Origin of the sequence: Tenacibaculum finnmarkense genomovar ulcerans (assembly GCF_900239495.1) — a bacterium.
GTDB lineage: Bacteria > Bacteroidota > Bacteroidia > Flavobacteriales > Flavobacteriaceae > Polaribacter > Polaribacter ulcerans.
Genome location: NZ_OENE01000007.1, coordinates 218,258 through 242,279 on the forward strand (window position 1 = coordinate 218,258; position 24,022 = coordinate 242,279).

19 protein-coding genes and 2 tRNA genes are annotated in these 24,022 nt (G+C 31.5%); 9 read left to right on the forward strand and 12 right to left on the reverse strand.

The window, feature by feature from the left end; genetic code table 11:
- The first annotated feature begins 32 nt into the window (after positions 1 to 32).
- Together DPIF8902391_RS03395 and DPIF8902391_RS03400 are read left to right on the forward strand one after the other, a co-directional pair.
- On the forward strand, positions 33 to 2,840 hold the full coding sequence (locus DPIF8902391_RS03395; protein ID WP_058886049.1) for a TonB-dependent receptor: 2,808 nt from the start codon (positions 33 to 35) through the stop codon (positions 2,838 to 2,840).
- 4 nt (positions 2,841 to 2,844) lie between these two features.
- Positions 2,845 to 4,497, forward strand: coding sequence for an SGNH/GDSL hydrolase family protein (locus tag DPIF8902391_RS03400; protein WP_172505041.1), 1,653 nt, complete (start codon positions 2,845 to 2,847; stop codon positions 4,495 to 4,497).
- Positions 4,498 to 4,570: 73 nt separating this feature from the next.
- Here DPIF8902391_RS03400 and DPIF8902391_RS03405 read toward each other — a convergent pair whose 3' ends face one another.
- The 5 genes from DPIF8902391_RS03405 to DPIF8902391_RS03425 all read right to left on the reverse strand — a co-directional run bounded on the left by DPIF8902391_RS03405 (position 4,571) and on the right by DPIF8902391_RS03425 (position 8,981).
- On the reverse strand, positions 4,571 to 4,807 hold the full coding sequence (locus tag DPIF8902391_RS03405) for a hypothetical protein (protein ID WP_058886048.1): 237 nt from the start codon (positions 4,805 to 4,807) through the stop codon (positions 4,571 to 4,573).
- A gap of 86 nt (positions 4,808 to 4,893) precedes the next feature.
- A complete protein-coding gene (locus DPIF8902391_RS03410; RefSeq protein WP_172505042.1) occupies positions 4,894 to 6,435 on the reverse strand; it encodes a glycine--tRNA ligase in 1,542 nt (513 codons plus the stop codon).
- Between the two features lie 112 nt (positions 6,436 to 6,547).
- The gene (locus tag DPIF8902391_RS03415) at positions 6,548 to 7,447 is read right to left on the reverse strand and encodes a hypothetical protein (RefSeq protein WP_058886046.1); all 900 of its coding nucleotides are present in this window, start codon (positions 7,445 to 7,447) and stop codon (positions 6,548 to 6,550) included.
- 28 nt (positions 7,448 to 7,475) lie between these two features.
- The gene (locus DPIF8902391_RS03420; RefSeq protein ID WP_172505043.1) at positions 7,476 to 8,375 is read right to left on the reverse strand and encodes a hypothetical protein; all 900 of its coding nucleotides are present in this window, start codon (positions 8,373 to 8,375) and stop codon (positions 7,476 to 7,478) included.
- Positions 8,376 to 8,981 carry a class I SAM-dependent methyltransferase gene (locus DPIF8902391_RS03425; RefSeq protein ID WP_058886044.1) on the reverse strand — a complete coding sequence of 202 codons (606 nt, stop codon included), beginning with the start codon at positions 8,979 to 8,981 and terminating at the stop codon, positions 8,376 to 8,378.
- 54 nt (positions 8,982 to 9,035) lie between these two features.
- Between DPIF8902391_RS03425 and DPIF8902391_RS03430 the strand changes: the two genes are divergently transcribed.
- Together DPIF8902391_RS03430 and DPIF8902391_RS03435 are read left to right on the forward strand one after the other, a co-directional pair.
- On the forward strand, positions 9,036 to 9,728 hold the full coding sequence (locus DPIF8902391_RS03430) for a ComF family protein (RefSeq protein WP_058886043.1): 693 nt from the start codon (positions 9,036 to 9,038) through the stop codon (positions 9,726 to 9,728).
- A gap of 63 nt (positions 9,729 to 9,791) precedes the next feature.
- The gene (locus DPIF8902391_RS03435) at positions 9,792 to 11,390 is read left to right on the forward strand and encodes an Ig-like domain-containing protein (protein ID WP_058886042.1); all 1,599 of its coding nucleotides are present in this window, start codon (positions 9,792 to 9,794) and stop codon (positions 11,388 to 11,390) included.
- Positions 11,391 to 11,514: 124 nt separating this feature from the next.
- Here DPIF8902391_RS03435 and DPIF8902391_RS03440 read toward each other — a convergent pair whose 3' ends face one another.
- From DPIF8902391_RS03440 to polA, 3 genes are all read right to left on the reverse strand, one after another.
- Entirely contained in the window at positions 11,515 to 12,387 is an 873-nt protein-coding gene (locus DPIF8902391_RS03440; RefSeq protein WP_058886041.1) for an Abi family protein, read from the reverse strand.
- Positions 12,388 to 12,448: 61 nt separating this feature from the next.
- A complete protein-coding gene (locus tag DPIF8902391_RS03445; RefSeq protein ID WP_058886040.1) occupies positions 12,449 to 12,841 on the reverse strand; it encodes a hypothetical protein in 393 nt (130 codons plus the stop codon).
- A gap of 30 nt (positions 12,842 to 12,871) precedes the next feature.
- Positions 12,872 to 15,760 (reverse strand): DNA polymerase I, encoded by a 2,889-nt coding sequence (gene polA, locus DPIF8902391_RS03450; RefSeq protein ID WP_172505044.1) that lies wholly within the window; start codon positions 15,758 to 15,760, stop codon positions 12,872 to 12,874.
- Between the two features lie 179 nt (positions 15,761 to 15,939).
- Here polA and DPIF8902391_RS03455 point away from each other — a divergent pair, with 179 nt between their 5' ends.
- Positions 15,940 to 17,163, forward strand: a complete 1,224-nt coding sequence (locus tag DPIF8902391_RS03455) for a metallophosphoesterase (protein WP_172505045.1) — start codon at positions 15,940 to 15,942, stop codon at positions 17,161 to 17,163.
- A 75-nt stretch (positions 17,164 to 17,238) separates the two neighbouring features.
- Complete coding sequence (locus DPIF8902391_RS03460) at positions 17,239 to 17,532, forward strand: thioredoxin family protein (protein ID WP_058886037.1); 294 nt, start codon at positions 17,239 to 17,241, stop codon at positions 17,530 to 17,532.
- Between the two features lie 100 nt (positions 17,533 to 17,632).
- Here DPIF8902391_RS03460 and DPIF8902391_RS03465 read toward each other — a convergent pair whose 3' ends face one another.
- Entirely contained in the window at positions 17,633 to 20,749 is a 3,117-nt protein-coding gene (locus DPIF8902391_RS03465; protein ID WP_172505046.1) for a glycosyltransferase family 117 protein, read from the reverse strand.
- A 182-nt stretch (positions 20,750 to 20,931) separates the two neighbouring features.
- On the opposite strand from DPIF8902391_RS03465, the gene DPIF8902391_RS03470 reads away from it, so the two are divergent.
- Together DPIF8902391_RS03470 and DPIF8902391_RS03475 are read left to right on the forward strand one after the other, a co-directional pair.
- Positions 20,932 to 21,003 (forward strand) — tRNA-Gln (locus DPIF8902391_RS03470).
- An 80-nt stretch (positions 21,004 to 21,083) separates the two neighbouring features.
- Positions 21,084 to 21,155, forward strand: a tRNA-Gln gene (locus DPIF8902391_RS03475).
- Between the two features lie 42 nt (positions 21,156 to 21,197).
- Here DPIF8902391_RS03475 and DPIF8902391_RS03480 read toward each other — a convergent pair.
- Positions 21,198 to 21,548 (reverse strand): arsenate reductase family protein, encoded by a 351-nt coding sequence (locus tag DPIF8902391_RS03480; RefSeq protein WP_058886035.1) that lies wholly within the window; start codon positions 21,546 to 21,548, stop codon positions 21,198 to 21,200.
- Positions 21,549 to 21,600: 52 nt separating this feature from the next.
- Here DPIF8902391_RS03480 and DPIF8902391_RS03485 point away from each other — a divergent pair, with 52 nt between their 5' ends.
- Positions 21,601 to 22,056 carry a DinB family protein gene (locus DPIF8902391_RS03485; protein ID WP_172505047.1) on the forward strand — a complete coding sequence of 152 codons (456 nt, stop codon included), beginning with the start codon at positions 21,601 to 21,603 and terminating at the stop codon, positions 22,054 to 22,056.
- Between the two features lie 141 nt (positions 22,057 to 22,197).
- Here DPIF8902391_RS03485 and DPIF8902391_RS03490 read toward each other — a convergent pair whose 3' ends face one another.
- Both DPIF8902391_RS03490 and fbp read right to left on the reverse strand, forming a co-directional pair.
- Positions 22,198 to 22,806, reverse strand: a complete 609-nt coding sequence (locus DPIF8902391_RS03490; protein WP_172505048.1) for a superoxide dismutase — start codon at positions 22,804 to 22,806, stop codon at positions 22,198 to 22,200.
- 123 nt (positions 22,807 to 22,929) lie between these two features.
- Complete coding sequence (gene fbp / locus DPIF8902391_RS03495; RefSeq protein WP_058886032.1) at positions 22,930 to 23,964, reverse strand: class 1 fructose-bisphosphatase; 1,035 nt, start codon at positions 23,962 to 23,964, stop codon at positions 22,930 to 22,932.
- Positions 23,965 to 24,022: the final 58 nt, after the last annotated feature.

The following is a 24,022-nucleotide window of genomic DNA, read 5'->3' on the forward strand; positions in this document are numbered from 1 at the left end:
AATAGCGTTAATAAATTAATTATTTATAAATTATGAAAAAAACACTATTACTTATTGCATTTGTGCTACTGAGCACTGCAACAATGGTTGCTCAAACAATCATAAAAGGTACCGTTAATGACGCATCTCTTGGAGGAGTATTACCAGGAGCAAACATTAAGGTTTTAAGGAAAGCTGTAGGAACTTCTACTGATTTTGATGGGAAATTTACCATGAAAGTAGTTGATATTCCTCCTTTTACTATAAAAATTTCATCTATAGGATATCACTCTAAAACCATCGAAATAACAAAAAATAATCAAGTTGTGGTGGTTAGTTTAACCGAAAATGCAACTTCTTTAGACGAGGTTGTAATTTCGGCATCAAGAACTCCTGAGCGTGTAATGGAATCGCCAGTAACTATTGAGCGTTTTGATTCAAGGGCTATTAAAAACACCGCTTCTGCCTCTTTTTATGATGGCTTAGAGAACCTAAAAGGAGTTGATATAAACGCTAGTGGATTAACATTCAAATCGGTAAATACACGTGGTTTTGCCTCTTTTGCTAATGAGCGTTTTGTACAATTAGTTGACGGAATGGACAACGCTTCTCCTGCATTAAATTTTGCTTTAGGAAACTTGTTAGGAATGTCGGAATTAGATGTTAAAACCGTTGAAATATTACCAGGAGCAGCATCTGCTTTGTATGGCGCAAACGCATTTAATGGTATTATGTTAATGACCAGTAAAAGTCCTTTTGACGATCAAGGAATTAGTTTTGTATATAAAACAGGTTTTACAAGTCAGCAGGCTGCGAGCAATAATCCTTACCACGATACAAGTATTAGAATGGCACATGCTTTTGATAATAAATTTGCCGTAAAAGCAACATTATCATATTTAAAAGGAGAAGAATGGCATGCAACAGATACTAGAAATACCACAGGTGTTGGTGGAACATATTTACCCGGAGATAGAAATTCTAGGACAGATTATGATGGTTTAAATGTATATGGCGATGAGGTTGGAACAAATATAAGAACTGCTTCAGGCTTAGGAATTATCCCTAGCGTTCGAGTTACTAGAACGGGGTACGATGAGGTCGATTTAATGAGTAACGAAGCAAAAAGTGTTAAATTTGGCGCAGCATTACATTATCGTCCTTGGGGAAATGACCGTTTAGAAATTATATGGAATTCAAAATATGGTACAGGAAATACTATTTATCAGGGGCAGAACAGGTATAATATTTCTAACTTTTTTATGGAGCAACATAAATTAGAATTTAAAGGAAAAAACTTTTTTATAAGAGGATATTATACCGGTGAAGATGCTGGCGATTCTTACGATACTCGTTTTACAGCCATTAATATTAACAGAGAATGGAAATCGGATAAAAACTGGTTTAGCGATTATATAGCAGCCTATGCGAATTCGGTACTTGGTAACCCTAATATAGACACTTCTTTAGCGCATGCTAATGCTAGAAAAGCAGCAGATACAGGACGTTTAATTCCAGGGACTAGTGCTTTTAACAACGCTTTTAATAAAGTAACTAATGAGCCAGATTTAACAAAGGGTTCAAAATTTCAAGATAAAACAAGTTTATATCATGTAGATGCAAATTTAAACTTACGTGATTATATTGATTGGGCAGAAGTACAAGTTGGCGGTTCGTACCGACAATTTAATTTGAACTCATTCGGTACTATTTTCACAGATCAGAATAGCTTAATTGATTATGATGAATATGGTTTATATACCCAACTTCAAAAGAAAATGATGGAAGATCGTTTAAAATTAACCACTTCTATTCGTTATGATAAAGCAAAAAATTTCGATGGAAATATTTCTCCTCGTTTGTCGTTAGCTTATGCCGCAGGTGAAATGAAAAATCATAATTTCAGAGCCTCTTTTCAAACAGGTTTTAGAAATCCAACAACGCAAGATCAGTACATCGGTTTGGCAACAGGAGGCGGAACTTTAATTGGTACTTCTGAAGATAATTTAGATCGATTTACTTCTTCACCTTTACCTGTTAGTATTGCAGGGCAACAAATTCCAGGAATTAATTCTGAAACAACATATACCGGTAGAGATGCCTTTACCAATGCTTTTTCAGAAAGTTCTATTATAGACAAAACACCTACCAAGGCTAATTTTGATTTGGTAAAACCAGAAAAAGTAATGTCTTATGAAATAGGGTATCGTGGAGCAGTTGCTGTATCAGAAAGTAAAGTAGGTATTGATTTTAGCATGTATTATAACGATTATAAAGACTTTATCGCCTTAAAAAAAATAGCCGTTCCTTTTTACGGTGTAGCGGGCAGTAGTTTGCCAAGTGTGGTACCAAATGTAAGCGAAGGTGATTTAGCTTTGTTAGCCTTAAAAAATGGCGATTTTGCAGGCGTTGGATTTAGAACAAATTCATCGGCAGCTATTACTTCTTATGGAGTAGGACTTGGTTTAAGTACAAAAGTTTTTAAAGGATTTAATTTAGGTGTAAATTATACCTGGTCTAAATTTGATTTTGATCAAAGCTCAGACCCCGATTTTCAAGCAGGATTTAATACCCCTGAACACAAAATTAAAATACAGTTTGGTAAAACCAATTTATTTAAAAACTTCGGATTTAATGTAAGTACAAGATGGCAAAATGATTTTTACTGGGAATCATCTTTCTTTGAAGGAGCTGTAGCTGCTAGAACAGTATTAGATGCGCAGGTAAATTATAAAATTCCTTCTTTAAAATCAGTATTTAAATTAGGAGGTGCTAATTTAACAGGAAAAGAATATTTTAGTGCGCCAGGTATTGGAGCAATAGGTTCTCAATTCTTTATTTCTTGGACAATAAATAACTAAAAAGATGAAAAAAATGACATTAAAATATACATGGTTATCGGTAGTTTTTATTGGGTTGGTAGCCTGTGATGTAAATAATGATTTAGATCCAATTACAGAAAAAATTCAAAAAGAAACCATAATTTCTTTAGAATCAGGTAGTGCTGATTTTTCAAATTATGTAGCAGTAGGCGCATCTTTTACCGCAGGATATACAGATGGAGCAGTCTTTAAAGAAGCACAAAAAAACTCCTTTCCAGCAACCTTAGCATCTAAATTTGCGATGGCAGGTGGCGGTGAATTTACCCAGCCATTAATGAACGATAATTTTGGTGGTTTTACAATTGCTGGAAAAGTTTCAGGCGCACCTAGGTTCTATTTTAATGGATCAGCACCTGTAGTATTAGCGGCAACACCAACTACCGAAATATCAAATATTAAAGCAGCAGCGTACAATAATATGGGTATTCCTGGTTTAAAAAGTTATCATTTAGGGGTAAAAGGTTATGGTGCATTAGCGGGGTTACCAAATGCAAATCCATATTTTATAAGAATGGCATCATCGCCAATGGCAAGTGTTTTAGAAGATGTAATTACACAGAATCCAACCTTCTTTTCGTTATCAGAAATTGGTGGAAATGACCTGTTAAGTTATGCTGTTTCAGGAGGTGTTGGTGTTGATCAAAAAGGAAATTTAAATCCAGCAACTTATGGTAGTAAAGACATAACAGACCCTACTGTTTTTGCAAGTGTTTTTTCAACAGCTGTAACAGCTCTAACAAGCAATGGAGCTAAAGGAGTTGTCGCTAATTTACCAGAGGTTACATCACTACCTTATTTTACAACAGTGCCTTATGCTCCTTTAAACCCAGCAGATCCTGCTTTTGGCGCACAAATACCTACTTTAAACAATGTATTTGGTGCAATTAACGATGTATTTGTTGCTATTGGCGTGCCAGAACGTGCTATTGTATTTGTAGCAGATGCCGCTAGTCCTGTAGTTATAAAAGATGAAGCTTTAGAAGATAAAACAGCACAAATAATCGGAACATTATTAGCAAGCCCTAGTTTTACTGCTTTTGTAGCTGGTTTTGGTTTGCCTACCGATGTGAGCACCTTGCAAAAAGTAGCAGGTTTATTAGGAACTTACTACGGGCAGGCAAGACAAGCAACAGCCGATGATTTATTAGTCTTACCAAGCAGTAGTATTATTGGTAAAGTAAATGCAAATTCAGTGAAATTTTTATTGAGCCAGGGATTACCAGCACAATTAGCAGGAATGTTTTCTGTAGAAGGAGTTTCGTTACCATTAACTGATAAGTGGGTATTAACTACTAAAGAAATTGAAAAAGTTAAAAGGGCAACCACTGCTTATAACACCTCAATTAAAAATATTGTAACTCAAAAAGGCTTGGCTTTTGTCGATTTTAACGCAATTTTAAAACAAGCGGCTACTAGTGGTTTATATTTTGATAATTATAACATGACAACTAGTTTTGTTACAGGTGGTTTGGTGAGTTTAGATGGCGTTCATTTAACAGCGAGAGGCTATGCTTTAATGGCAAATGAAATGTTAAAGGCAATTGATAAAACCTACGGATCTAACTTTGAAAGCGCAACAAATGGATTGGCTAAAGCGGCTGATTTTCCAACAGGTTACGCGGCTACTTTAAAGTAAGAAAGTAGTAGTATTAAAATACTATTTTTAGGATAAAAACGGCTTCATTTTTTTAAATGAAGCCGTTTTTGTTTTATTCGTTACTATTGTCAATCCACTCTTTTATTTTGTTGTCATTGATAATATATTTTTTATACTTATCATCTTTATATCGATAATAAATAAATATAGGCATTAATATAAAAGCCATGTATAAAACGCCAAGCCCCATTACAATTTGTGCTATCGGATGCTCGGTATTTAAAAGATAAGCCCCTGTAAACATCCAAAGTAAAAAGATGATGAATAATATTTTTAATGCAGTTTTCATTATTTTGATTTTAATAGGACAAAAGTAAAAAATCCTACCATGTAAATACAGGTAGGATTTTTATTATTTTGAGTATGGTAAAATAATTACATTTTTTGTAACCAATTTTTTACATCAACTTCTTGTTTTATAATATCTCTTAATTCAGAAATTGGAACACGTTTTTGTTCCATTGTATCTCTATGACGAATTGTAACAGCATTATCATTTAATGTATCATGATCAACAGTAATACAAAATGGTGTACCATTTGCATCCTGACGACGGTAACGACGTCCTACAGCATCTTTTTCATCATAAGCCACATTAAAGTCCCACTTTAAATCTTCCATAATTTTACGAGCAACCTCAGGCAAACCATCTTTTTTAACTAGTGGTAAAATAGCCGCTTTTACAGGTGCTAAAATAGCAGGTAGTTTTAAAACAGTTCTTGAAGTTCCGTTTTCTAAAGCTTCTTCTTGTAAAGAATTTGAAAAAACAGCTAAAAACATTCTGTCTAATCCGATAGAAGTTTCTACTACGCAAGGTGTATAACTTTTGTTATCTTCATGATCGAAATATTGTAATTTCTTTCCTGAAAATTCTTCATGCGCTTTTAAATCGAAATCTGTACGTGAGTGAATTCCTTCTAATTCTTTAAATCCGAAAGGAAATTTAAATTCAATATCGGCAGCAGCATCAGCATAATGTGCTAATTTTTCATGATCGTGAAAACGGTAATTTTCAGCGCCCATACCTAAAGATAAATGCCAGTTTAAACGGGTTTCTTTCCATTTATTGTACCATTCTTTTTGCGTTCCTGGTTTTACAAAAAATTGTAATTCCATTTGTTCAAACTCACGCATTCTAAAAATAAATTGACGTGCTACAATTTCATTACGAAATGCTTTTCCAGTTTGAGCAATTCCAAAAGGAATTTTTAATCTTCCTGTTTTCTGTACGTTTAAAAAGTTTACAAAAATACCTTGTGCCGTTTCAGGACGCAGGTATAAATCCATTGCAGATTCAGCAGAAGCACCTAATTTTGTACCAAACATTAAGTTAAATTGCTTAACATCCGTCCAGTTTTTTGAACCTGTTAAAGGGTCGGCAATTTCTAATTCTTCTATCAATAATTTTACATCGGCTAAATCTTCATTTTCTAAAGATTTTCCTAAACGAGATAAAATGGTATTAATTTTTTCTTGATAGCCTAAAACACGTCCGTTTGTTGCAACAAACTCTGCTTTGTTAAAAGTCTCTCCAAAGCGTTTTTCGGCTTTTTTAACTTCTTTTTCAATTTTAGTTTCAATTTTAGCACAGTAATCTTCTACTAAAACATCGGCTCTGTATCGTTTTTTAGAATCTTTATTATCGATTAAAGGATCGGTAAAAGCATCAACATGCCCTGAAGCTTTCCAAGTGTTTGGATGCATCAAAATTGCCGCATCAATACCGACAATGTTTTCGTGCATTTGCACCATTGCTTTCCACCAATAATCTCTAATGTTTTTCTTTAACTCAACTCCGTTTTGAGCATAGTCGTAAACCGCACTTAAACCGTCATAGATCTCAGAAGACTGAAATACATAACCATATTCTTTTGCGTGTGATATTACTTTTTTAAAGTGATCTTCTTGTTTTGCCATATTGCAAAAATAAAATAAGGATTTAAACTAATGCTATTCTAAAACGAAAAAGTGACTAATTAAATGACTTTTTTACTTTTTCGTGGTTTTTTTATCGCTTTTAAAGATAATTTTATCTTAAATTAAGAATGGTTGCACCTAAATAAAGCTGATCTATAAAAGTACTAATGGTGTATTTTCCTTTATTAATATCATCTCTATTGACTAAAATAAGCGATACTAAACTTAATTTGTCATTATTATAATTTACATCAATAGCATCGGTATATTGAATATTTGCACCGTTTTTTAAGTTGGTAACTCCTTTTGGGGCAATAACATTATTATTTTGATCTGTAATTTGAATATACACTGTTTTTTTACCAGTATCAGCCACGGGGTTTTCGAGTAAATCAAAATTGACTCTAAAGGCATCTGTTCTGCTAGATCTTGAGGTTGAGGTTAGTTCTCCATTGCTGCGCTCTTTCATAGCTACTGCATTAACGGTATTTATTTTTAGAATGCTACCGGCAGCTACTTTCGTTTGAAGTATTTTTTGTTTTTCTTCTAATTCGTTATTTTTATCGCTTAAAGAAGTATTTATAGTTTCTTTTTGCGCTAAAATCGTTTTTGTAATTGCGTTTTTTTGAGTCAATGCCTGATTGGCAATACTTAATGAATCTACTTTGATAAATAGTTGTTTATTTTCATATTCTAAACGACTTATTTTTTTTCTGTAAATTCGTATTAAACTGTAATTGTCTATCTGTAATATTTTTATCGAATCTCGAAGATTGTTCATTTTAACGAGTTCAAGTTGTAGTCTTTTAGAAATACTTTTTTTACGAACCACAACATCGGTATAATCTCTAATCATTTCATCGAGCTCCTTTTCTAGATCATTTTTATCATTTTTAAAGGCCTCTTGAAGAGTATCATGTTGGCTTTTTTTCTGTAGTGAATAGAGGCTTAAGGATAGTATTGTTATTATTAATAAAACAATTATAGCGCTTTTTTTTCTTTCAGTAGTCATAATTTACGGGGGGTAATAATGTTTTTTTCTATTTAAGCTTGAGGGTTGTTTTTTTTATAAAAATACCATCAATAAAGACATTTACATGGTAAAAACCTTTGGTTAGGGAGTTTTTATCTACATTAATAAATGAAATTACGGGTAATATTTTTTTATTGTATTGTACGGTTAATATGTCATTACAAAATATTTTTTGCTTGTTTGTTAATAAGACTTCTTTAACGGGTGAAATAACCTGATTATTGTAAACAATTTGAATATAAATAGGTTTTAAACCAGGTTTAATAATTTTATTTTCTAGTAAATTAAATGTTATTTTAAAAGCTGTTGTTTTGCTAGCCCTATTAGTATGGGTGTATTTACCGCTTCGTCTTTTTTTCATTGTCACTACTTTTATTGTAGCTATTTTTAAAACTTGAGCAATGGCAATTTTTTCTTTTAAAAGCTTTTTCTCTTGATCTAGAGAATTGTTTTTATGTTTTAAGCGATTATTTTGATGTCTTTTTTGAATTAAAACTTCGGTAACGCTATCATTTTTAGTTATTAATTGATTGTTTTTTGAACTTAAAGAGTCAATGTAAGAAAAAAGTAATTCATTTTGTTTATTTAAAATTAAAATACGTTTTCTGTAAAACCGCAATAAACGATAATTTTCAGCTTTTAAGTTATGAATAGTATCTTTAAGTTTAATTATTTCATGAAGTTTATTTCTTAAATTTAAAGAAACATCATCCTTTTTATTAAGTGCTTTTTCATATTTTTTTAAAACAGTATTTAATTCAAATTCTAGGTCTTTTTTTTCGGAATCAAAAGCTATTTTTAATTCTGAATATTCACTTGCATTTTTATACGACAATACACCTGTTGTAATTAATAATGCAAGTAGAAAAGCAATAAACCCCGTATTTTTAAATTTTGTTGCAATCATTCATCGGTTTTCTGATAAACGATTAGGTTTATCAGAATCTAATATACTGCTTTTTGTGCAGTTATAAATAAATGCAGGAGGGAAGTTAAGCGATTCAAAACTTAGCTTGATGTTACTTCCAAAAACTTCTTTTAATTTTTTATAATATGTTAAGCTATACTGATATTGAATAAACAATCCATTATTACTTAAAAGGTTATAACTTTCAACTAAAATACGATGCGATATTTCTTTTGGAATAATCGTTAACGGTAAGCTAGAAACAATATGATCGGCATTTTTGTAGCCTAATTTTTCAATTTCGATAGCCATTTTTTCGGCAGAAGCTTTTAAAACAATTAACTGCGGATTTTTTATCTTCTTTAGTTCATCATAAAAGGCATCATTAATTTCAAAGCAAATTAAAATAGCCTCAGGTTTAAGTTTTTTTAAAATACTATGTGTTATAGGGCCGTTTCCAGGACCTAATTCTATAATAACATTCGCTTTTGAAAAATCAATTTCCCGAAGCATTTTATTTGCTAAATATTTAGAACTAGGGGCAACAGTACCAGATGTTTTGTAATTTTTTACAGCTTCTTTAAAGAAATTAAATTTTTTACTCAAAATAATATTTTGTTATGTTTTTTGTATATTTCTGCTCAAATAAGGTTCGTAAAGATGCAAAATTTAAAAGATATATTCTATTTATTTTATCCTAATTTATGTATTAATTGTGCAACTACATTATTACAAAGCGAAACTTATTTATGCACTGTGTGTAGTAATAAACTACCCATTATAGAAAATAATCAGTATGTAAATAATAGCTTATTGGCACCTTTTTATGGTAAAATTTTGGTGAAAAATGTCCGTTCATTCCTGTATTATCAAAAAAAGGGTGTTACTCAAAAAGTAATTCAAGAGTTAAAATATAAAAATCAACCAGAAATAGGTCGTTTTATAGGTAATTGGTTTGGCGAAAACTTAAAAGAATCAGGTGTTTTTAAAGAGGTCGATTATATAATTCCTGTGCCATTACATCAAACTAAATTAAAAAAGAGAGGCTACAATCAGCTTACAGAATTTGGTAAAACCCTAAGTGTTCTTTTAAATGCAACCTATAAACCCGATTTTTTAATAAAAACAACCATTGCTAAAACACAAACAACAAAACTTCGTTTTGAACGATTTTATAATATTAAAACAGCTTTTGAATTAACTGATGTTAAGGTCTTTGAAGGCAAGCACGTTTTATTAATTGACGATGTATTAACCACAGGAGCAACCCTAGTGGCTTGCTGTGAAGAGTTATTAAAAACAAAAAATATAAGCATTAGCATTGCTACGATAGCTTACACTAAAAAAGAATAATTTTGTTAGGCTTAATTTACTACTTTTGAAGTTCTATTTTAAGAATATTTAAAGAATTAATTTGTGAAAAATAAGTTATTAATTTTAGTCGTTTTAGCATCTGTAATTATAGTTAGTTGTGCAAGAAAAGGAATGCCAGAAGGCGGTTCTAAAGATGAAGATGCGCCAATTATGATGACGGCAAAACCGCCTTATAAAACGATTCATTTTGATAAAAAAAATATTAAAATTGAATTTGACGAATATGTAGTTTTAAAAGGATTATCGAAACAATTAGTTGTTTCTCCTCCTTTAAAATACCCACCAATTATAACACCTCAAGGAACTGCGAGTAAGTATATTAATATTGAAATTTTAGACACTCTAAAAACCAATACAACCTATACTTTTAACTTTGGAAATGCAGTACAAGACAATAATGAAAATAATAAACTAGAAAGTTTTAAATACGTTTTTTCTACAGGAAATTATATTGATTCATTAAAATTAAAAGGCTCAGTAGCGCCAGCGTTTACACAAAAAAAGCTTAAAAACATCAGCGTTTTATTATATCGTTTAGATAGCACTTATACCGATTCAATTATTTACAAACAAAAACCAAATTACCTTAGTAGCACTTTAGATTCTACTAATTTTGAATTCACCAATTTACGCAAAGGAAAATACTTGTTATTAGCCTTAAAAGAAGCGTCAAGCGATTATATTTTTAATAGCAAAACAGATGAAATAGGGTTTTATAAAGACACAATTTCATTACCAAGAGATACACTTGTTTTAAACCCTGTAACACTTTTTAAAGAAGTACAGCCGTATCGATTTAAAAGAGGAAAAGAAGTTTCAAAAGGAAAAATTCAATTTGGATATGAAGGAAAACGTGGAAATATGAAAATTGAATTATTATCAAAAGTTCCTGCTTCATTCAAATCATTTTCAGCCTACGAAAAAGACAAAGACACCCTTAATTATTGGTTTACCCCTGTAAAACAAGATTCGTTAAATTTTATTGTAAGCAATAAAAATAACTTTAAAGACACGGTAACAGTGCGTTTACGTAAAAAACAAATCGATTCTTTGGCTATTTTATCAGAAGTAAAAAGTGTTTTACCTTTAAAAGATACCTTATTTTTAAGCACTAATAATCCTATTACAATTTTTGATAAATCAAAGTTTTCGTTAGTAGATAAAGACACCATTGCAATTCCATTTCAAGTAAAAAAACAACGTATAAACAAGCTCGCTATTTTATTTGAAAAAACACCTTCAACATTTTATAAATTGGCAGTTTTGCCTAAAGCAATTATCGATGTATATGAAACTAGTAATGATACGTTAAAATATCAATTTAAAACCCTAACCGTTGAAGACTACGGAAGCATTATTTTAGAGGTAAAAAAACAAACAAAGCACCCTGTAATTATGCAACTTTTAGATAAAGGCGAAGTGGTAAAAACCAGGTATATTAATAGTTCAGGAAAAGTAATATTTGATTTATTAGCACCCAAAGAATACACCGTTCGAGCAATTATCGACACCAATAAAAATACTATTTGGGATACAGGAAATTTTTTATCAAAACAACAACCCGAAAAAGTTATTTACTTTGAAAAGGCATTTAAATTAAGAGCCAATTGGGAAATGAATGAAGCGTTTGTTGTGGAGTAAGTTGGTATAGGGTATAAAAAAACCTCAGATAGTATCTGAGGTTGTTTATTTTTTTAAAGTGCACCACTAATGCAAATGAATAATGGGACACTGAGCTGCAAAGATACAAAAAAATATATAATTATTAAGGATAAGAGTAGCCTAATTTATTTTCTATGATTTCTTTTATCATATCGTTTTCTGCAAATTTATCAAATAACGCTACCAGTTTTTTTTCTAATTCATTGGTTCGGTTACTCGAAATATTTTCCATTAAATATAGTAATGCTTTAATTCCTGCATCTAAACTATGACTATAATTATTGTTGAATTTTACCCCAGGAACTCCACTTACACCTTTATCTATATGTAAATCAAATATCACACCACTATGCGCACAACTGTTCCGTACAAATACTAATGTATTTAAAAAGTTCTGAAGCTTTTCGGGCTTTTCAATCGCATATTTTAAAGAAATTTCTTTCCTAATACTTTGGTCGGTAATGTGTTCAAATACTTTCACTATTGAACCAAATGTATAATACTCAAAAGTTTTCCAACAAGGAGCGTAAATATCTTTAGGATATTTAATATGATGCTTGCTAATTTGAATATTTTTTTTCTTAAAATTTTTATTATAATGTGATTTTATGTCTTTTAAATATTCAGGAGCCATTATTTTTGTATCTGTGTACCAAATTGCATTATCATCATAGTGCATAGAAACCCAGTAGGTAAGATTAGTTCTGAAATTTAATTCTAACCTATTTATGTATTTAATCAATAAATATCTTAGATCTACATCTAAATAATAAAGGTCAATTACAGTTGAAAATTTAGTTCCTTCTACAAAATCATGATTTGAATTAATTTCAAAAGGATGCCAATAAAACCCTAATCGATAGTAGCCAATATCTAATAAAATTTCTTTAATTTTAGACTCTTTCCAGTCCAAATCCATACCTCTTTTACGAAGTTTTTTAATTTGATCTTCGATACTTGTTACTGTTGTTGCCATTTATTTTATAAAAAAAAATTAAAGATAAGAGTTGTTTTCTTGAATATTTAAAATAAACTTTTTACTCCCCCTCATACCTAGTAGCCGTTGGGCAAAATAACAATTCTGTTGGATTATCAATATCATATAAATACTGATAACTTCTAGTTTCTTTTTGGCAATAAGGCGCTATTAATTGTAGCATGTTTTCAAAACCTGCTAAAGTTAGCACACAAAAAAATGTTTGCTTGTCTTTGGTTAAAATCCCTTCATCAGATTTGAATAAACCAAAAATTAAATTACAATTTCGAGTCTCAATAAAATCAATTTCAGAGACATCTAATCGTTGTTTTTTTTCGATAACAGTCTCTTTAATTAATGCACTAAATTTAGTCGCTTCCTCTTTATTGAAATTGTACAAACGCACTACATGTTCATCAAAACCATTGACATTATCTATATAATCTACTTCCATTTTCTCTTACTTTTCTTTATATAATAAATATTAATGTGCTTGTAACCAATTTTCACCAATTCCGATTTCTACATCCAACGGAACTTCCATTTTAAAGGCATTTTCCATTTCTTGCTTAATAATTGGTTTGATAATTTCTAATTCATCTTTATGAGCGTCAAAAACCAATTCATCATGCACTTGCAATAACATTTTCGATTTAAAATTTTCCTTCTCAAATCGCTTATAAATGTTAATCATTGCTAGTTTTATAATATCGGCGGCACTTCCTTGAATTGGCGCATTTACAGCATTTCTTTCTGCTCCTGAACGTACCATTCCATTTCTCGAATTGATATCTTTTAAATATCTACGACGATTTAAAACCGTTTCTACATAGCCATTATCACGCGCAAAATCGACTTGTTTTGCCATGTAATTTTTTAACTTCGGATAGGTCTCATAATAGGTATCAATCAATGCTTTTGCTTCTTTTCGAGATAAATCCGTTTGATTGCTCAATCCGAATGCCGAAACCCCATAAACAATACCAAAATTGACCGTTTTTGCGTTGCTACGTTGCTCACGAGTTACTTCATCTAAAGGAACATTAAAAACTTTTGATGCCGTAGAAGCATGAATATCTTCGCCATTTTTAAAGGCTTCAATCATGGTTTCTTCTTGGCTTAATGAAGCAATAATTCGCAATTCAATTTGAGAATAATCGGCAGCTAATAATACATAATTTTCATCTCTTGGGATAAAAGCTTTTCGAACTTCCTGTCCTCTTTTTGTACGAATCGGAATATTTTGCAAGTTCGGGTTGTTAGAACTCAACCTTCCTGTAGCAGCAACCGCTTGTGCATACGAGGTGTGAACACGCCCTGTTTTTATGTTTACTTCGTTTGGCAAAGCATCAACATAGGTGCTTTTTAGTTTTTTATACTGACGATATTCTTGAATATCTCTAATAATTTGATGGTCTTTCGCTAAAAGAGAAAGCACCTCTTCGGCGGTAGAATATTGCCCTGTTTTGGTCTTTTTTGGCTTTTCAACCAACGCCATATTTTCAAACAATACAATACCCAATTGTTTAGGAGAAGCAATATTAAATTCTTCGCCTGCTTGCTGGTAAATATTTTTTTCTAAACGTTCAATATCGTTTGTTAAATCAACAGAAAGTTCTTTTAAAAATGGCACATTTAAGTTAATTCCTTCAATTTCCATCGCTGTTAAAACCGATACTAAAGGCGTTTCAATATCATTAAATAGCTTGGTTACATTTCCACTTTCTAGCTCTTTTGTAAAATGTTCTTTTAATTGCAAGGTAATATCGGCATCTTCAACGGCATATTCGGTTTGTTTGGCAAGTTCAACAGTTCGCATTGACAGTTGATTTTTCCCTTTTTTACCAATCAAATCGGTAATTGGAACAGGCTGATATTTCAAATATGTTTCGGCTAAAATATCCATTCCATGACGCATATCAGGGTTAATTAAATAATGCGCAATCATGGTATCAAATAATTTTCCTTTAACAGAAATAGTATAATTTGATAAAACTTTGAGATCATATTTTAAATTATGCCCAATTTTTTGAATAGTTGATGCTTCAAAAAATGGCTTAAATTCTTCTAAAATAACAGCTGTTTCTTCTTGATTTTCAGGAAAAGGGACATAATATCCTTTGCCTATTTCCCAAGAAAAAGAAATTCCGATTAATTCAACTTCCAAGGCTTTTAAACCTGTAGTTTCGGTATCAAAACAGACCGATTTTTGTTGCATTAATTTTTCTAGTAATATTTTTCTTGATAAAGGAGAATTTACCTGTTGATAAAAATGCGGGGTATTTTCAATAGTTTTAAAACCAGAAACAGCCACTTTTTGATTAACAGTTCCAGTTCCTGGAGCGGCAAATAAATCAAATTGTCCATCGGAATCTGTTACAGGAATAGCCTTTGTTTCTTCTTGGCTTTTCAGTGAGTTATCTGCCAAATTTTCTGTTTTACTTTCGGTATTTTCTTCGGATGATTTTTCACCTGGTTTTACAGGAACAGCAGCAGTAAAGATTCTAACAAAAGTATCGGATAAACGTTTAAATTCTAATTCGTTAAAAATATCGGCAGTTGCTTGAATATTTGGCTGACACATTTCAAAATTATCCTGATCAAAATCAACAGGAACATCCAACATAATCGTGGCAAGTTCTTTTGATAAAAGCCCTAAATCGGCATTTGCAATTACTTTTTCTTTCATTTTCCCTTTCAAATCGGCAGTGTTTGCTAGCAGATTTTCCATAGAACCATATTGTGCTAAAAATTTCTTAGCCGTTTTGTCGCCAACGCCAGGTAAACCAGGGATATTATCCACCGCATCGCCCATCATTCCTAAATAATCGATCACTTGTTCAGGACGTTCTACGCCAAATTTTTCTTGAACTTCAGGAATCCCCCAAGTTTCATATCCACCGCCAAAACGAGGGCGATACATAAAAATATTTTCAGAAACCAATTGAGCAAAATCCTTATCAGGGGTCACCATAAAGGTTTTGTATCCTGCTTTTTCGGCTTTTTTTGCAAGCGTTCCTATAATATCATCCGCTTCATATCCTGATTTTACAACCACAGGAATATTCATCGCTTTTAACATGGCTTCAATATATGGAATCGCAATTTTTATAGCCTCAGGAGTTTCCTGTCTGTTGGCTTTGTATTCAGGGAAAGCTGCTCTTCTATCTACAGAACCACCACGGTCAAAACAGACGGCTAAATGGTCGGGGCGTTCTCGTTTTATAACATCTAACATCGAGTTTGTAAAACCCAAAATAGCCGAAACATCCATTCCTTTCGAGTTAATTCGTGGATTTTTAATAAAGGCGTAATATCCTCTAAAAATTAATGCAAAAGCATCTAGTAAAAAAAGTCGTTTTTGATTTTCCATTGGTGTTTTTTAAGCCTGTTGAAGTGTGGTTGAATATTTTTTTAAAAGCTATTTGAAAAGAAATGAACAACTAAAAAATAGTCATTAATTCAGTTGGCAAAGCTACGAAACTTTAACAAGACGTTAAAAATTGATTTTAATAATCAACCTATCTTTGTCTTACTTTTAAATATATTTATATGTCTCGATGGTTGCTTTCAATTTTAAGTATTGTATTTGTTGTTGTTATTTTTGAAACCTATGCTTTTCAGGCGATAAAAACAATTACTAAAAACACATTTATTCGTTATAGCTGGTTATCTATTGGTTTTTTAGCCTATGCTTATTTTTTTTATGTGGTATTTTCTTCGGATAGAAGTTCAGGGCAAACCTTACAATTTCAGGTTGCTTTGGGCATGCTTTTAGTAATGTTGCTTCCTAAGTTATGTATGTTATTGGTATTGTTTGGCGAAGATTTTTTTCGATGGATTCAAAAGGGAATTTCTTATATTTCATCCGAAGAAACAAAACCTTTAGCGGGGCGAAGAACTTTTATCGCAAAAATAGCCTTAGCAATGGCATCCATTCCTTTTGCAGGATTATTATATGGAATTTTTAAAGGAAAGTACAATTATAAAGTACTAAAATATCAATTGTCGTTTAAAGATTTACCCGAAGCTTTTGACGGTTTTACCATCACACAAATTACCGATATTCATTCAGGAAGTTTTACCAATAAAGAAAAAATAAGCTATGCGGTTGATTTGGTAAATCAGCAAAAATCGGATATGATTCTATTTACAGGCGATTTGGTTAATAATTTCGCCCACGAAATGGACAATTGGATTGACGTATTTAAAAAATTAGAAGCGCCTGTTGGTAAATATTCGGTGCTAGGAAATCATGATTATGGCGATTATTCTACTTGGAAAAATGATGCAGATAAAAAAGCGAATTTTAAGGCGATAAAAGATTTACATCCTAAAATAGGCTTTGAATTGTTATTAAACGAACACCGATATATTGAAAAAGACGGGCAAAAAATAGCCTTAGTCGGTGTTGAAAATTGGGGAAAAGGCTTTAATAAAGCAGGCGATTTAGGCAAAGCATCCGAAGGAATAAAACAAGAAGATTTTAAAATATTAATGAGCCACGATCCAAGCCATTGGGAAAACAAAGTAAAAAAAGACGCTTTTAATTATCAATTAACGTTGAGCGGTCATACGCATGGTTTACAATTCGGTATTGAAATCCCAGGATGGATAAAATGGAGCCCATCGCAATATGTGTATAAACAATGGGCTGGTTTGTATCAAGAATTTGGGCGTTATATTAATGTAAATAGAGGCTTTGGTTACCATGCTTTTCCAGGAAGAGTAGGGATTTGGCCTGAAATTACGGTTATTGAGTTGAAAAAAGCCTGATTTTGTTGTATATATCATAACTATTTGGTTAAAAAATACTATTTTTAAGAGAAATATATTTAAAAAACTAGATGTATGGCAAAATTTGGCGAAATTATAAGTAACAATAAACCCGTTTTAATTGATTTTTATACTGATTTAAATCCTTTAGATTCTACGGTAGAAATGCTTAGGCATGTTGCTGCTGCTTTAGGCGATAAGGCAAAAGTAATTAAAATTGATATTAAAGATAACGAAATACTGGCTAAAGCTTTAAGTATTAGAGGGAATCCTACTTTTATAATTTATAAAGAAGGTGTAATGAAGTGGCGAAAAACAGGCGTTCAAGACGCAAATACTTTAATCGGTTTGGTGAAGAAATATTTGTAAAAAAGTATTTTACCTTGTCTTTTCTATTAAAAAAAACCGCATTACTTAATGTATTATCATTAGTAATGCGGAAGTTCTATTGCTTTTAAAATACTTAAAATTAAGGTTTAATAGTATCTAATTCTCGAACAGGTTGTTGCGGTTCATTAGCCATTAAATGTTTAAATAAATTGGCATGATTCAAATAGGCTTCAAAGGCTTTTTTACCGTATTCCATATCATTATCATATTTTGTAATTTGTTGAATTAAATTTTGATACATGTATAAACTTGTTTCTAAATTATCAATAATTAAATCAACATCTTGGTCTTTAAAAGTACTGTAATATTTTAATTTTTGTTGAAAAACATCAATTAAAGTTTCTACGGTTTCATGTGCTTTTTCAATATCGCCCATGCGGTAATATAATTCAGGGTATTCTAAAGAAACACTATAGTGTTCAAATTGTTTAATTGGCAATTTATATAGCGATAAATCTAACACATCTTTTGCATTTACCGAATCACCTTCTTTTAAATATTCTTCGGATAAACGCATTAAATTATTACGGATAGAAATTGCGTTGCGCTTAGATTGCTCATCTAAATAAATTTTACCATTGTTGATGGTTTTCCAATTCCATTTTTTAACATTATCGTACATTTTTTTAGTGTCGATACGTCCCATACTCATTATTGATTTCCCTTTGTTTGATGTTTTAATAGGAACAAATTTATACGACATTCCGTCTAACTGTAAATAATCTTTTAACCAGATATATTCTTCATCGGCATTTGCTCCACCTGTGAAATAAATCGGACGTTTCCACTGAAAATTATTTAAAATATCGAGCATTAAAATTCGATTTTTGGTTAAACCTTGCTCGCTAACAGTAATATCGATATAGTCTAAAATTTTATCGGCATCTTTTTGTGCTACCAATCCTGTTTTTAAAACATTGGCTTTATTTACAGGAATTCGAATATGATTTGTAGGATAAAACTTTTCTCTAACATCATTTTCTTCATCAATATAATAGGTTTGGTCATTATCACTTTCAATCCATCGCATAAAATTATTTATAGACATTATAGAGTCTTTAAATCGTGGATGCGCAATATGATACGCCATATCTAAGGTTCCGTATTTATATTGTTCGTGTGTTAATTGCGACGGAATCGGATCTGCTTCATAAGTTTTCTTTTTCATTTGATCGATATACCAAGCAGTTTGAAAAAGACTCGTATTTACAATTTTAATATCCTGACGAACACCCTCAACTTGTTGCATATACCAAAGCGGAAAAGTATCATTATCGCCAATAGTAAAAATTATCGCATTCGGGTCACAACTCTCTAAATAGGTTTGTGCATTTAACTGCGAAATATAACGGTCGCCTCTATCGTGGTCATCCCAATTTTGAACGCCCATTAATACAGGAACAGCCAATAATGAAACTGCCGATACTCCAATTGCAACGGTTCTTTTGTTTGCATAATTTTTTAAATAATCATACAAAGCAAAAACACCAAAACCTATCCAAATTGCAAATACATAAAACGAACCAACTACGGCATAATCACGTTCACGAGGTTCAAAAGGCTTCGGGTTTGTATAAAAAATAATTGCAAAACCAGTAAAAGCAAAGAATAGGGCAAGGGTATATAAATTGTTTTTATCTTTTTTAGATTGATAAATTAATCCTATTAATCCTAAAATTAAAGGCAAGAAAAAATAGTTATTACGTCCTTTATTATTTTTGATGTCATCAGGTAAATGTTGTTGTGAACCCAAACGAAATTCATCAATAAAATCGATACCACTTAACCAGTTTCCATTTTCAATATCTAAATGACCTTGGGTATCGTTTTGTCTTCCCACGAAATTCCACATAAAATAACGCCCGTACATGTATCCAAATTGATAATCAATCATGAATTTCATGTTCTCTAAAAACGTAGGTCTTCTTTTACTTCGAGCCGGGATTCCTGCAATTCGTTTGTAATGTTGCTCGGAAGCAGGGTTTACCATTCTTGGAATAAATCCTTTGTGTTTGCTCGAATAATTAGGAACTATATTTTTGTATTTATTGACAATAATATATTTTCCGTTTTTCTTTTCGTATTTCGGTTTATCATCCTTAAAAGGTTGCTCAGCATCTTGAGCTCTATCATGTGTAACTGAATAATAGTTATCATAAAAAACATTGGCATCGCCATATTGTTCACGGTTATAATAGGCTAATAATTCACGCGCACTCGATGGATTATTTTCGTTAATAACAGTGTCGGCATTTGCACGAATTGGCAACATCAACCAAGATGAAAAACCAATCATAATAAATAGTACTGACAATATCAAAGTATTTGCCATTACTAGGTTATTTTTGCGGGTAAAACTTAATCCGAAGAAAAACAATCCGATTAAAATAATTCCAGCAATAATAGTTCCTGTGTTGTATGGTAAACCTATTTCATTGATAAAAAATAATTCTGAAACACTAAAGAATTTAAGGGTAAACGGAAACAAGAATTTAAAAACAAAAGCTAAAACCAATATTGAAATTAAAGTCGCAACTGCGGTTGTTTTTAGAGTGATGTTTTTATAAGTTTTGAAGAAATATAACATCACAATTGATGGAATAACCAAGAGCGATAAAATATGAACTCCAAACGATAAACCAACTACAAAACTAATAATTACGAGCCATTTGTGTCCTCTTGGAGTATTTATTTCGTCTTCCCATCGTAGCCCTAACCAAAATAATAACGCCATTAAAAATGAAGACATGGCATATACTTCACCTTCTACGGCACTAAACCAAAAACTATCTGAAAAAGTATAGGCTAATGCACCAACTAATCCACTACCTAAAACAGCGATGGCTTCATTTTTGCTAAATTCGCCATTTTTGATAGCCATTTTTTTAGCCAAATTGGTAATGGTCCAAAACATAAATAAAATAGTAAAAGCACTGGCTAGGCCCGACATGAAATTTACCATTTTAGCCCATTGACTAGGATCGTTGCTAAACATGGCGAAAAAAGCACCTAACATTTGAAACAAAGGCGCTCCTGGTGGATGCCCAACTTCTAGCTTAACAGCGGTAGAAATATATTCGCCACAATCCCACGAACTAACGGTTGGCTCTAGGGTTAAAGTGTAGGTTATTAGTGCTACTGCAAATGAAAACCACCCTAAAAGAGTGTTCCATTTTTTATAATTAAAATTGTTCATAGTTTTTTATATAGTAAAACACGAAAGTATTAATAACTGTTCATTTTTTATTGAAAACAAAAATATAATTTTAAGAGATTTAACCAAGTAATAGCCTACACAAAAAGATGTTAAAATAAAAAAAGCAAAAAAAGTTTGTGTATATAAAACTTTGTGCTATATTTGCACCCGCAATAAGTAATTGGCCTATGGTGTAATTGGTAACACACCGGTTTTTGGTACCGACATTCAAGGTTCGAGTCCTTGTAGGCCAACTTAGTAATTTTAAAACTTTAAGTTAGCTTTAAAAATTACTGAAATATGAAAAATATTTTTATATTTGCAACTTATTAACTGGCCTATGGTGTAATTGGTAACACACCGGTTTTTGGTACCGACATTCAAGGTTCGAGTCCTTGTAGGCCAACAAAAGCTTCATAATCGTTAAGATTATGAAGCTTTTTTGGTTTTATGAATTTAATTCTTCTTTTAAGGCTTCAATTACTTTTTTACTATTTCCGATAAATATTTTATCTTCCAAAATAAAAACAGGGCGCTTTAAAAAAGTGTATTCTTCTAAAATAAAATCACGATATTCAGCTTCGCTAATTTCCTTGTTTTTCAACTCTTTTTCTTTATACAATCGTGCGCGTTTATTAAACAGGCTTTGATAGCTGTCGGTTAATTTTCGCATTTCTTCTAATTGGCTAACAGTAACCTTATTGGTTTTTATTTCTTGCTTTTCAAATCCGTCAATGTTCACTTCTTTTAAAATGCGTTTGCAAGTATCGCAGGTTTGTAAATAATATACTTTCTTCATCGTTTGAGTGGTTTAATAATTATCTTTGATCTCCGCTAAAATAAGTAGAAAAATGAACACACAATTTGAAATTTTAAGAAAATCGAGAGCAGTAGTTTTAAAAAAAATCGAAAACTTATCGATAGAGCAATTACATAAAATTCCTGAAGGATTTACAAATAATATTGCTTGGAATCTTGCTCATTTAGTAGTAACTCAACAGTTATTACAGTATAAATTATCAGGATTAAATTGCTTGGTTTCTGATGAATTAATTGAAAATTATAAAAAAGGAACAGTTCCTACAGAAACATTTTCGGAAGAAGAGCTGGAGGAAGTAAAAGAGTTGTTTATCGGCTTACCTGATACCTTACAAGAAGATTTTGAGGCAGGTATTTTTACAGAATATACAGCTTATGAAACAAGTACAGGTTTTACAATAGATTCTATAGAATCGGCAATAGCTTTTAATAACTTACATGAAGGAATTCACTTAGGTGTTATTATGGCGCTAGTTAAATTGGTATAATAAAATTACTATTATATTTTTTTTAAGAATATTATAAAAACATAAAAACCTCGAAATTTTTAAAATTTCGAGGTTTTTTTAGTGCTTATTATTTCGATAGTAAAGAAGTTTACTTCATTAATATTATCGAAATAAAACTAATTACTTAGCTTCAGCAAATCTTCTTTCTACTTCGTTCCAGTTGATTACTTTAAAGAAAGCATCAATATAATCAGGACGACGGTTTTGGTAGTTTAAGTAATAAGCATGTTCCCAAACGTCTAATCCTAAAATAGGAGTTCCTTCGCAAGCAACTCCTGGCATTAATGGATTGTCTTGGTTTGGCGTAGAACAAACTTCAATTTTTCCACCTTTGTGAACACATAACCAAGCCCATCCTGAACCAAATTGAGTTGCAGCAGCCTTAGAAAAAGCTTCAATAAATGCTTCTTTTGAACCAAATTCAGCTTCAATAGCATCTTTTAATTCTCCAGATAAATAACCTTTATCTTCTGGGTTCATTACTGTCCAAAATAAAGAGTGATTGTAAAATCCACCTCCGTTATTACGAACAGCTCCGTTATTCATATCTAAATTAGCAAGAATAGTTTCAATAGATTTTCCTTCTAAATCAGTTCCAGCAACTGCTGCATTTAATTTAGAGGTATATCCGTTATGGTGTTTGCTATGGTGAATTTCCATAGTTCTAGCATCAATATTTGGTTCTAATGCATCGTAAGCATATCCTAATTCTGGTAATTGAAAAGCCATAATTGTTTATTTTTAAGTGAGTTAATTTTTTGTTTTAATAAATGTAAATTTAATTCAAAAAAATAAGGCAAACAACTGTTTGCCTTATTCTAAATTTATAGAACTATAAATAATTGTTATTATTTAATATACTGGTTTTTCATCCGAAGAAAATTCCTCCATAAATTCTTCTGCTTTTTCTACCATTTGTTTACTTCCGCAGAAAAAAGGCACACGTTGGTGTAATTCTGATGGCGCAATATCCATAATTCTTGTAAATCCGTCTGAAGCTTTTCCTCCTGCTTGTTCACAGATAAAAGCCATTGGGTTACATTCGTATAATAAACGTAATTTTCCGTTAGGCGTAATGGTGGTTGATGGGTAAATATAAACACCTCCTTTTATCATATTTCTATGAAAATCGGTAACTAATGAACCAACATAACGAGCTGTATAAGGTCGGTTATCAGCTTCATTTAAATCTTTACAATGTACTAAAAAACGTTTCATTCCTTCTTGAAAATACGTAAAATAACCTTCGCTTACCGAATATATTTTTCCAATTTCAGGAAATTTCATGTTAGGATGCGATAAGTAAAAAGTACCAATTGCTGGGTTTAACGTAAAACCATTTACACCGTTACCAGTAGTAAATACTAACATTGTTGAAGTTCCGTATGCCACATAACCAGCAGCTACTTGTTCGTTTCCTTTTTGTAAGAAATCTTCTTTTGTTACAGGTGTTCCTACAGGAGAAACTCGTCTGTAAATAGAAAAAATCGTTCCTACCGACACATTTACATCAATGTTTGATGAACCGTCCAAAGGATCCATTAATAAAACATATTTATTTTCGTTTGTTTTATCTTTTCCTTCAACAATCACAAAATCGTCTTCTTCTTCACTTGCAATACCACAAACAATTTCACGGTTAATAAGTGTTTGTTTAAAAAGGTCGTTTGCTAAAATATCTAATTTTTGTTGGGTTTCTCCTTGTACGTTGATATCGCCAGAAGCGCCTGTAATATCGACTAAACCAGCTTTTCTAATTTCGTGATTCACTACTTTTGCAGCTAAGCGAATTGAGTTGATTAAACGAGATAATTCACCAGAAGAGTATTTAAAATCTTTTTGATATCCAATAATAAACTCACCTAGAGTCATGTGCTTGTTGTTCATGTCAAATTTTTGTGTGGTTTACAAAGATGCCAACTTTTTTGCGCTTTTACAAAGTTTT

Coding starts and splice junctions, on each gene's coding strand:
- DPIF8902391_RS03395 (WP_058886049.1), top strand. CDS start 33: ATGAAAAAAACACTATTACTTATTGCATTTGTGCTACTGAGCACTGCA.
- DPIF8902391_RS03400 (WP_172505041.1), top strand. CDS start 2,845: ATGAAAAAAATGACATTAAAATATACATGGTTATCGGTAGTTTTTATT.
- DPIF8902391_RS03405 (WP_058886048.1), bottom strand. CDS start 4,807: ATGAAAACTGCATTAAAAATATTATTCATCATCTTTTTACTTTGGATG.
- DPIF8902391_RS03410 (WP_172505042.1), bottom strand. CDS start 6,435: ATGGCAAAACAAGAAGATCACTTTAAAAAAGTAATATCACACGCAAAA.
- DPIF8902391_RS03415 (WP_058886046.1), bottom strand. CDS start 7,447: ATGACTACTGAAAGAAAAAAAAGCGCTATAATTGTTTTATTAATAATA.
- DPIF8902391_RS03420 (WP_172505043.1), bottom strand. CDS start 8,375: ATGATTGCAACAAAATTTAAAAATACGGGGTTTATTGCTTTTCTACTT.
- DPIF8902391_RS03430 (WP_058886043.1), top strand. CDS start 9,036: ATGCAAAATTTAAAAGATATATTCTATTTATTTTATCCTAATTTATGT.
- DPIF8902391_RS03440 (WP_058886041.1), bottom strand. CDS start 12,387: ATGGCAACAACAGTAACAAGTATCGAAGATCAAATTAAAAAACTTCGT.
- DPIF8902391_RS03445 (WP_058886040.1), bottom strand. CDS start 12,841: ATGGAAGTAGATTATATAGATAATGTCAATGGTTTTGATGAACATGTA.
- polA (WP_172505044.1), bottom strand. CDS start 15,760: ATGGAAAATCAAAAACGACTTTTTTTACTAGATGCTTTTGCATTAATT.
- DPIF8902391_RS03455 (WP_172505045.1), top strand. CDS start 15,940: ATGTCTCGATGGTTGCTTTCAATTTTAAGTATTGTATTTGTTGTTGTT.
- DPIF8902391_RS03460 (WP_058886037.1), top strand. CDS start 17,239: ATGGCAAAATTTGGCGAAATTATAAGTAACAATAAACCCGTTTTAATT.
- DPIF8902391_RS03465 (WP_172505046.1), bottom strand. CDS start 20,749: ATGAACAATTTTAATTATAAAAAATGGAACACTCTTTTAGGGTGGTTT.
- DPIF8902391_RS03480 (WP_058886035.1), bottom strand. CDS start 21,548: ATGAAGAAAGTATATTATTTACAAACCTGCGATACTTGCAAACGCATT.
- DPIF8902391_RS03485 (WP_172505047.1), top strand. CDS start 21,601: ATGAACACACAATTTGAAATTTTAAGAAAATCGAGAGCAGTAGTTTTA.
- DPIF8902391_RS03490 (WP_172505048.1), bottom strand. CDS start 22,806: ATGGCTTTTCAATTACCAGAATTAGGATATGCTTACGATGCATTAGAA.
- fbp (WP_058886032.1), bottom strand. CDS start 23,964: ATGAACAACAAGCACATGACTCTAGGTGAGTTTATTATTGGATATCAA.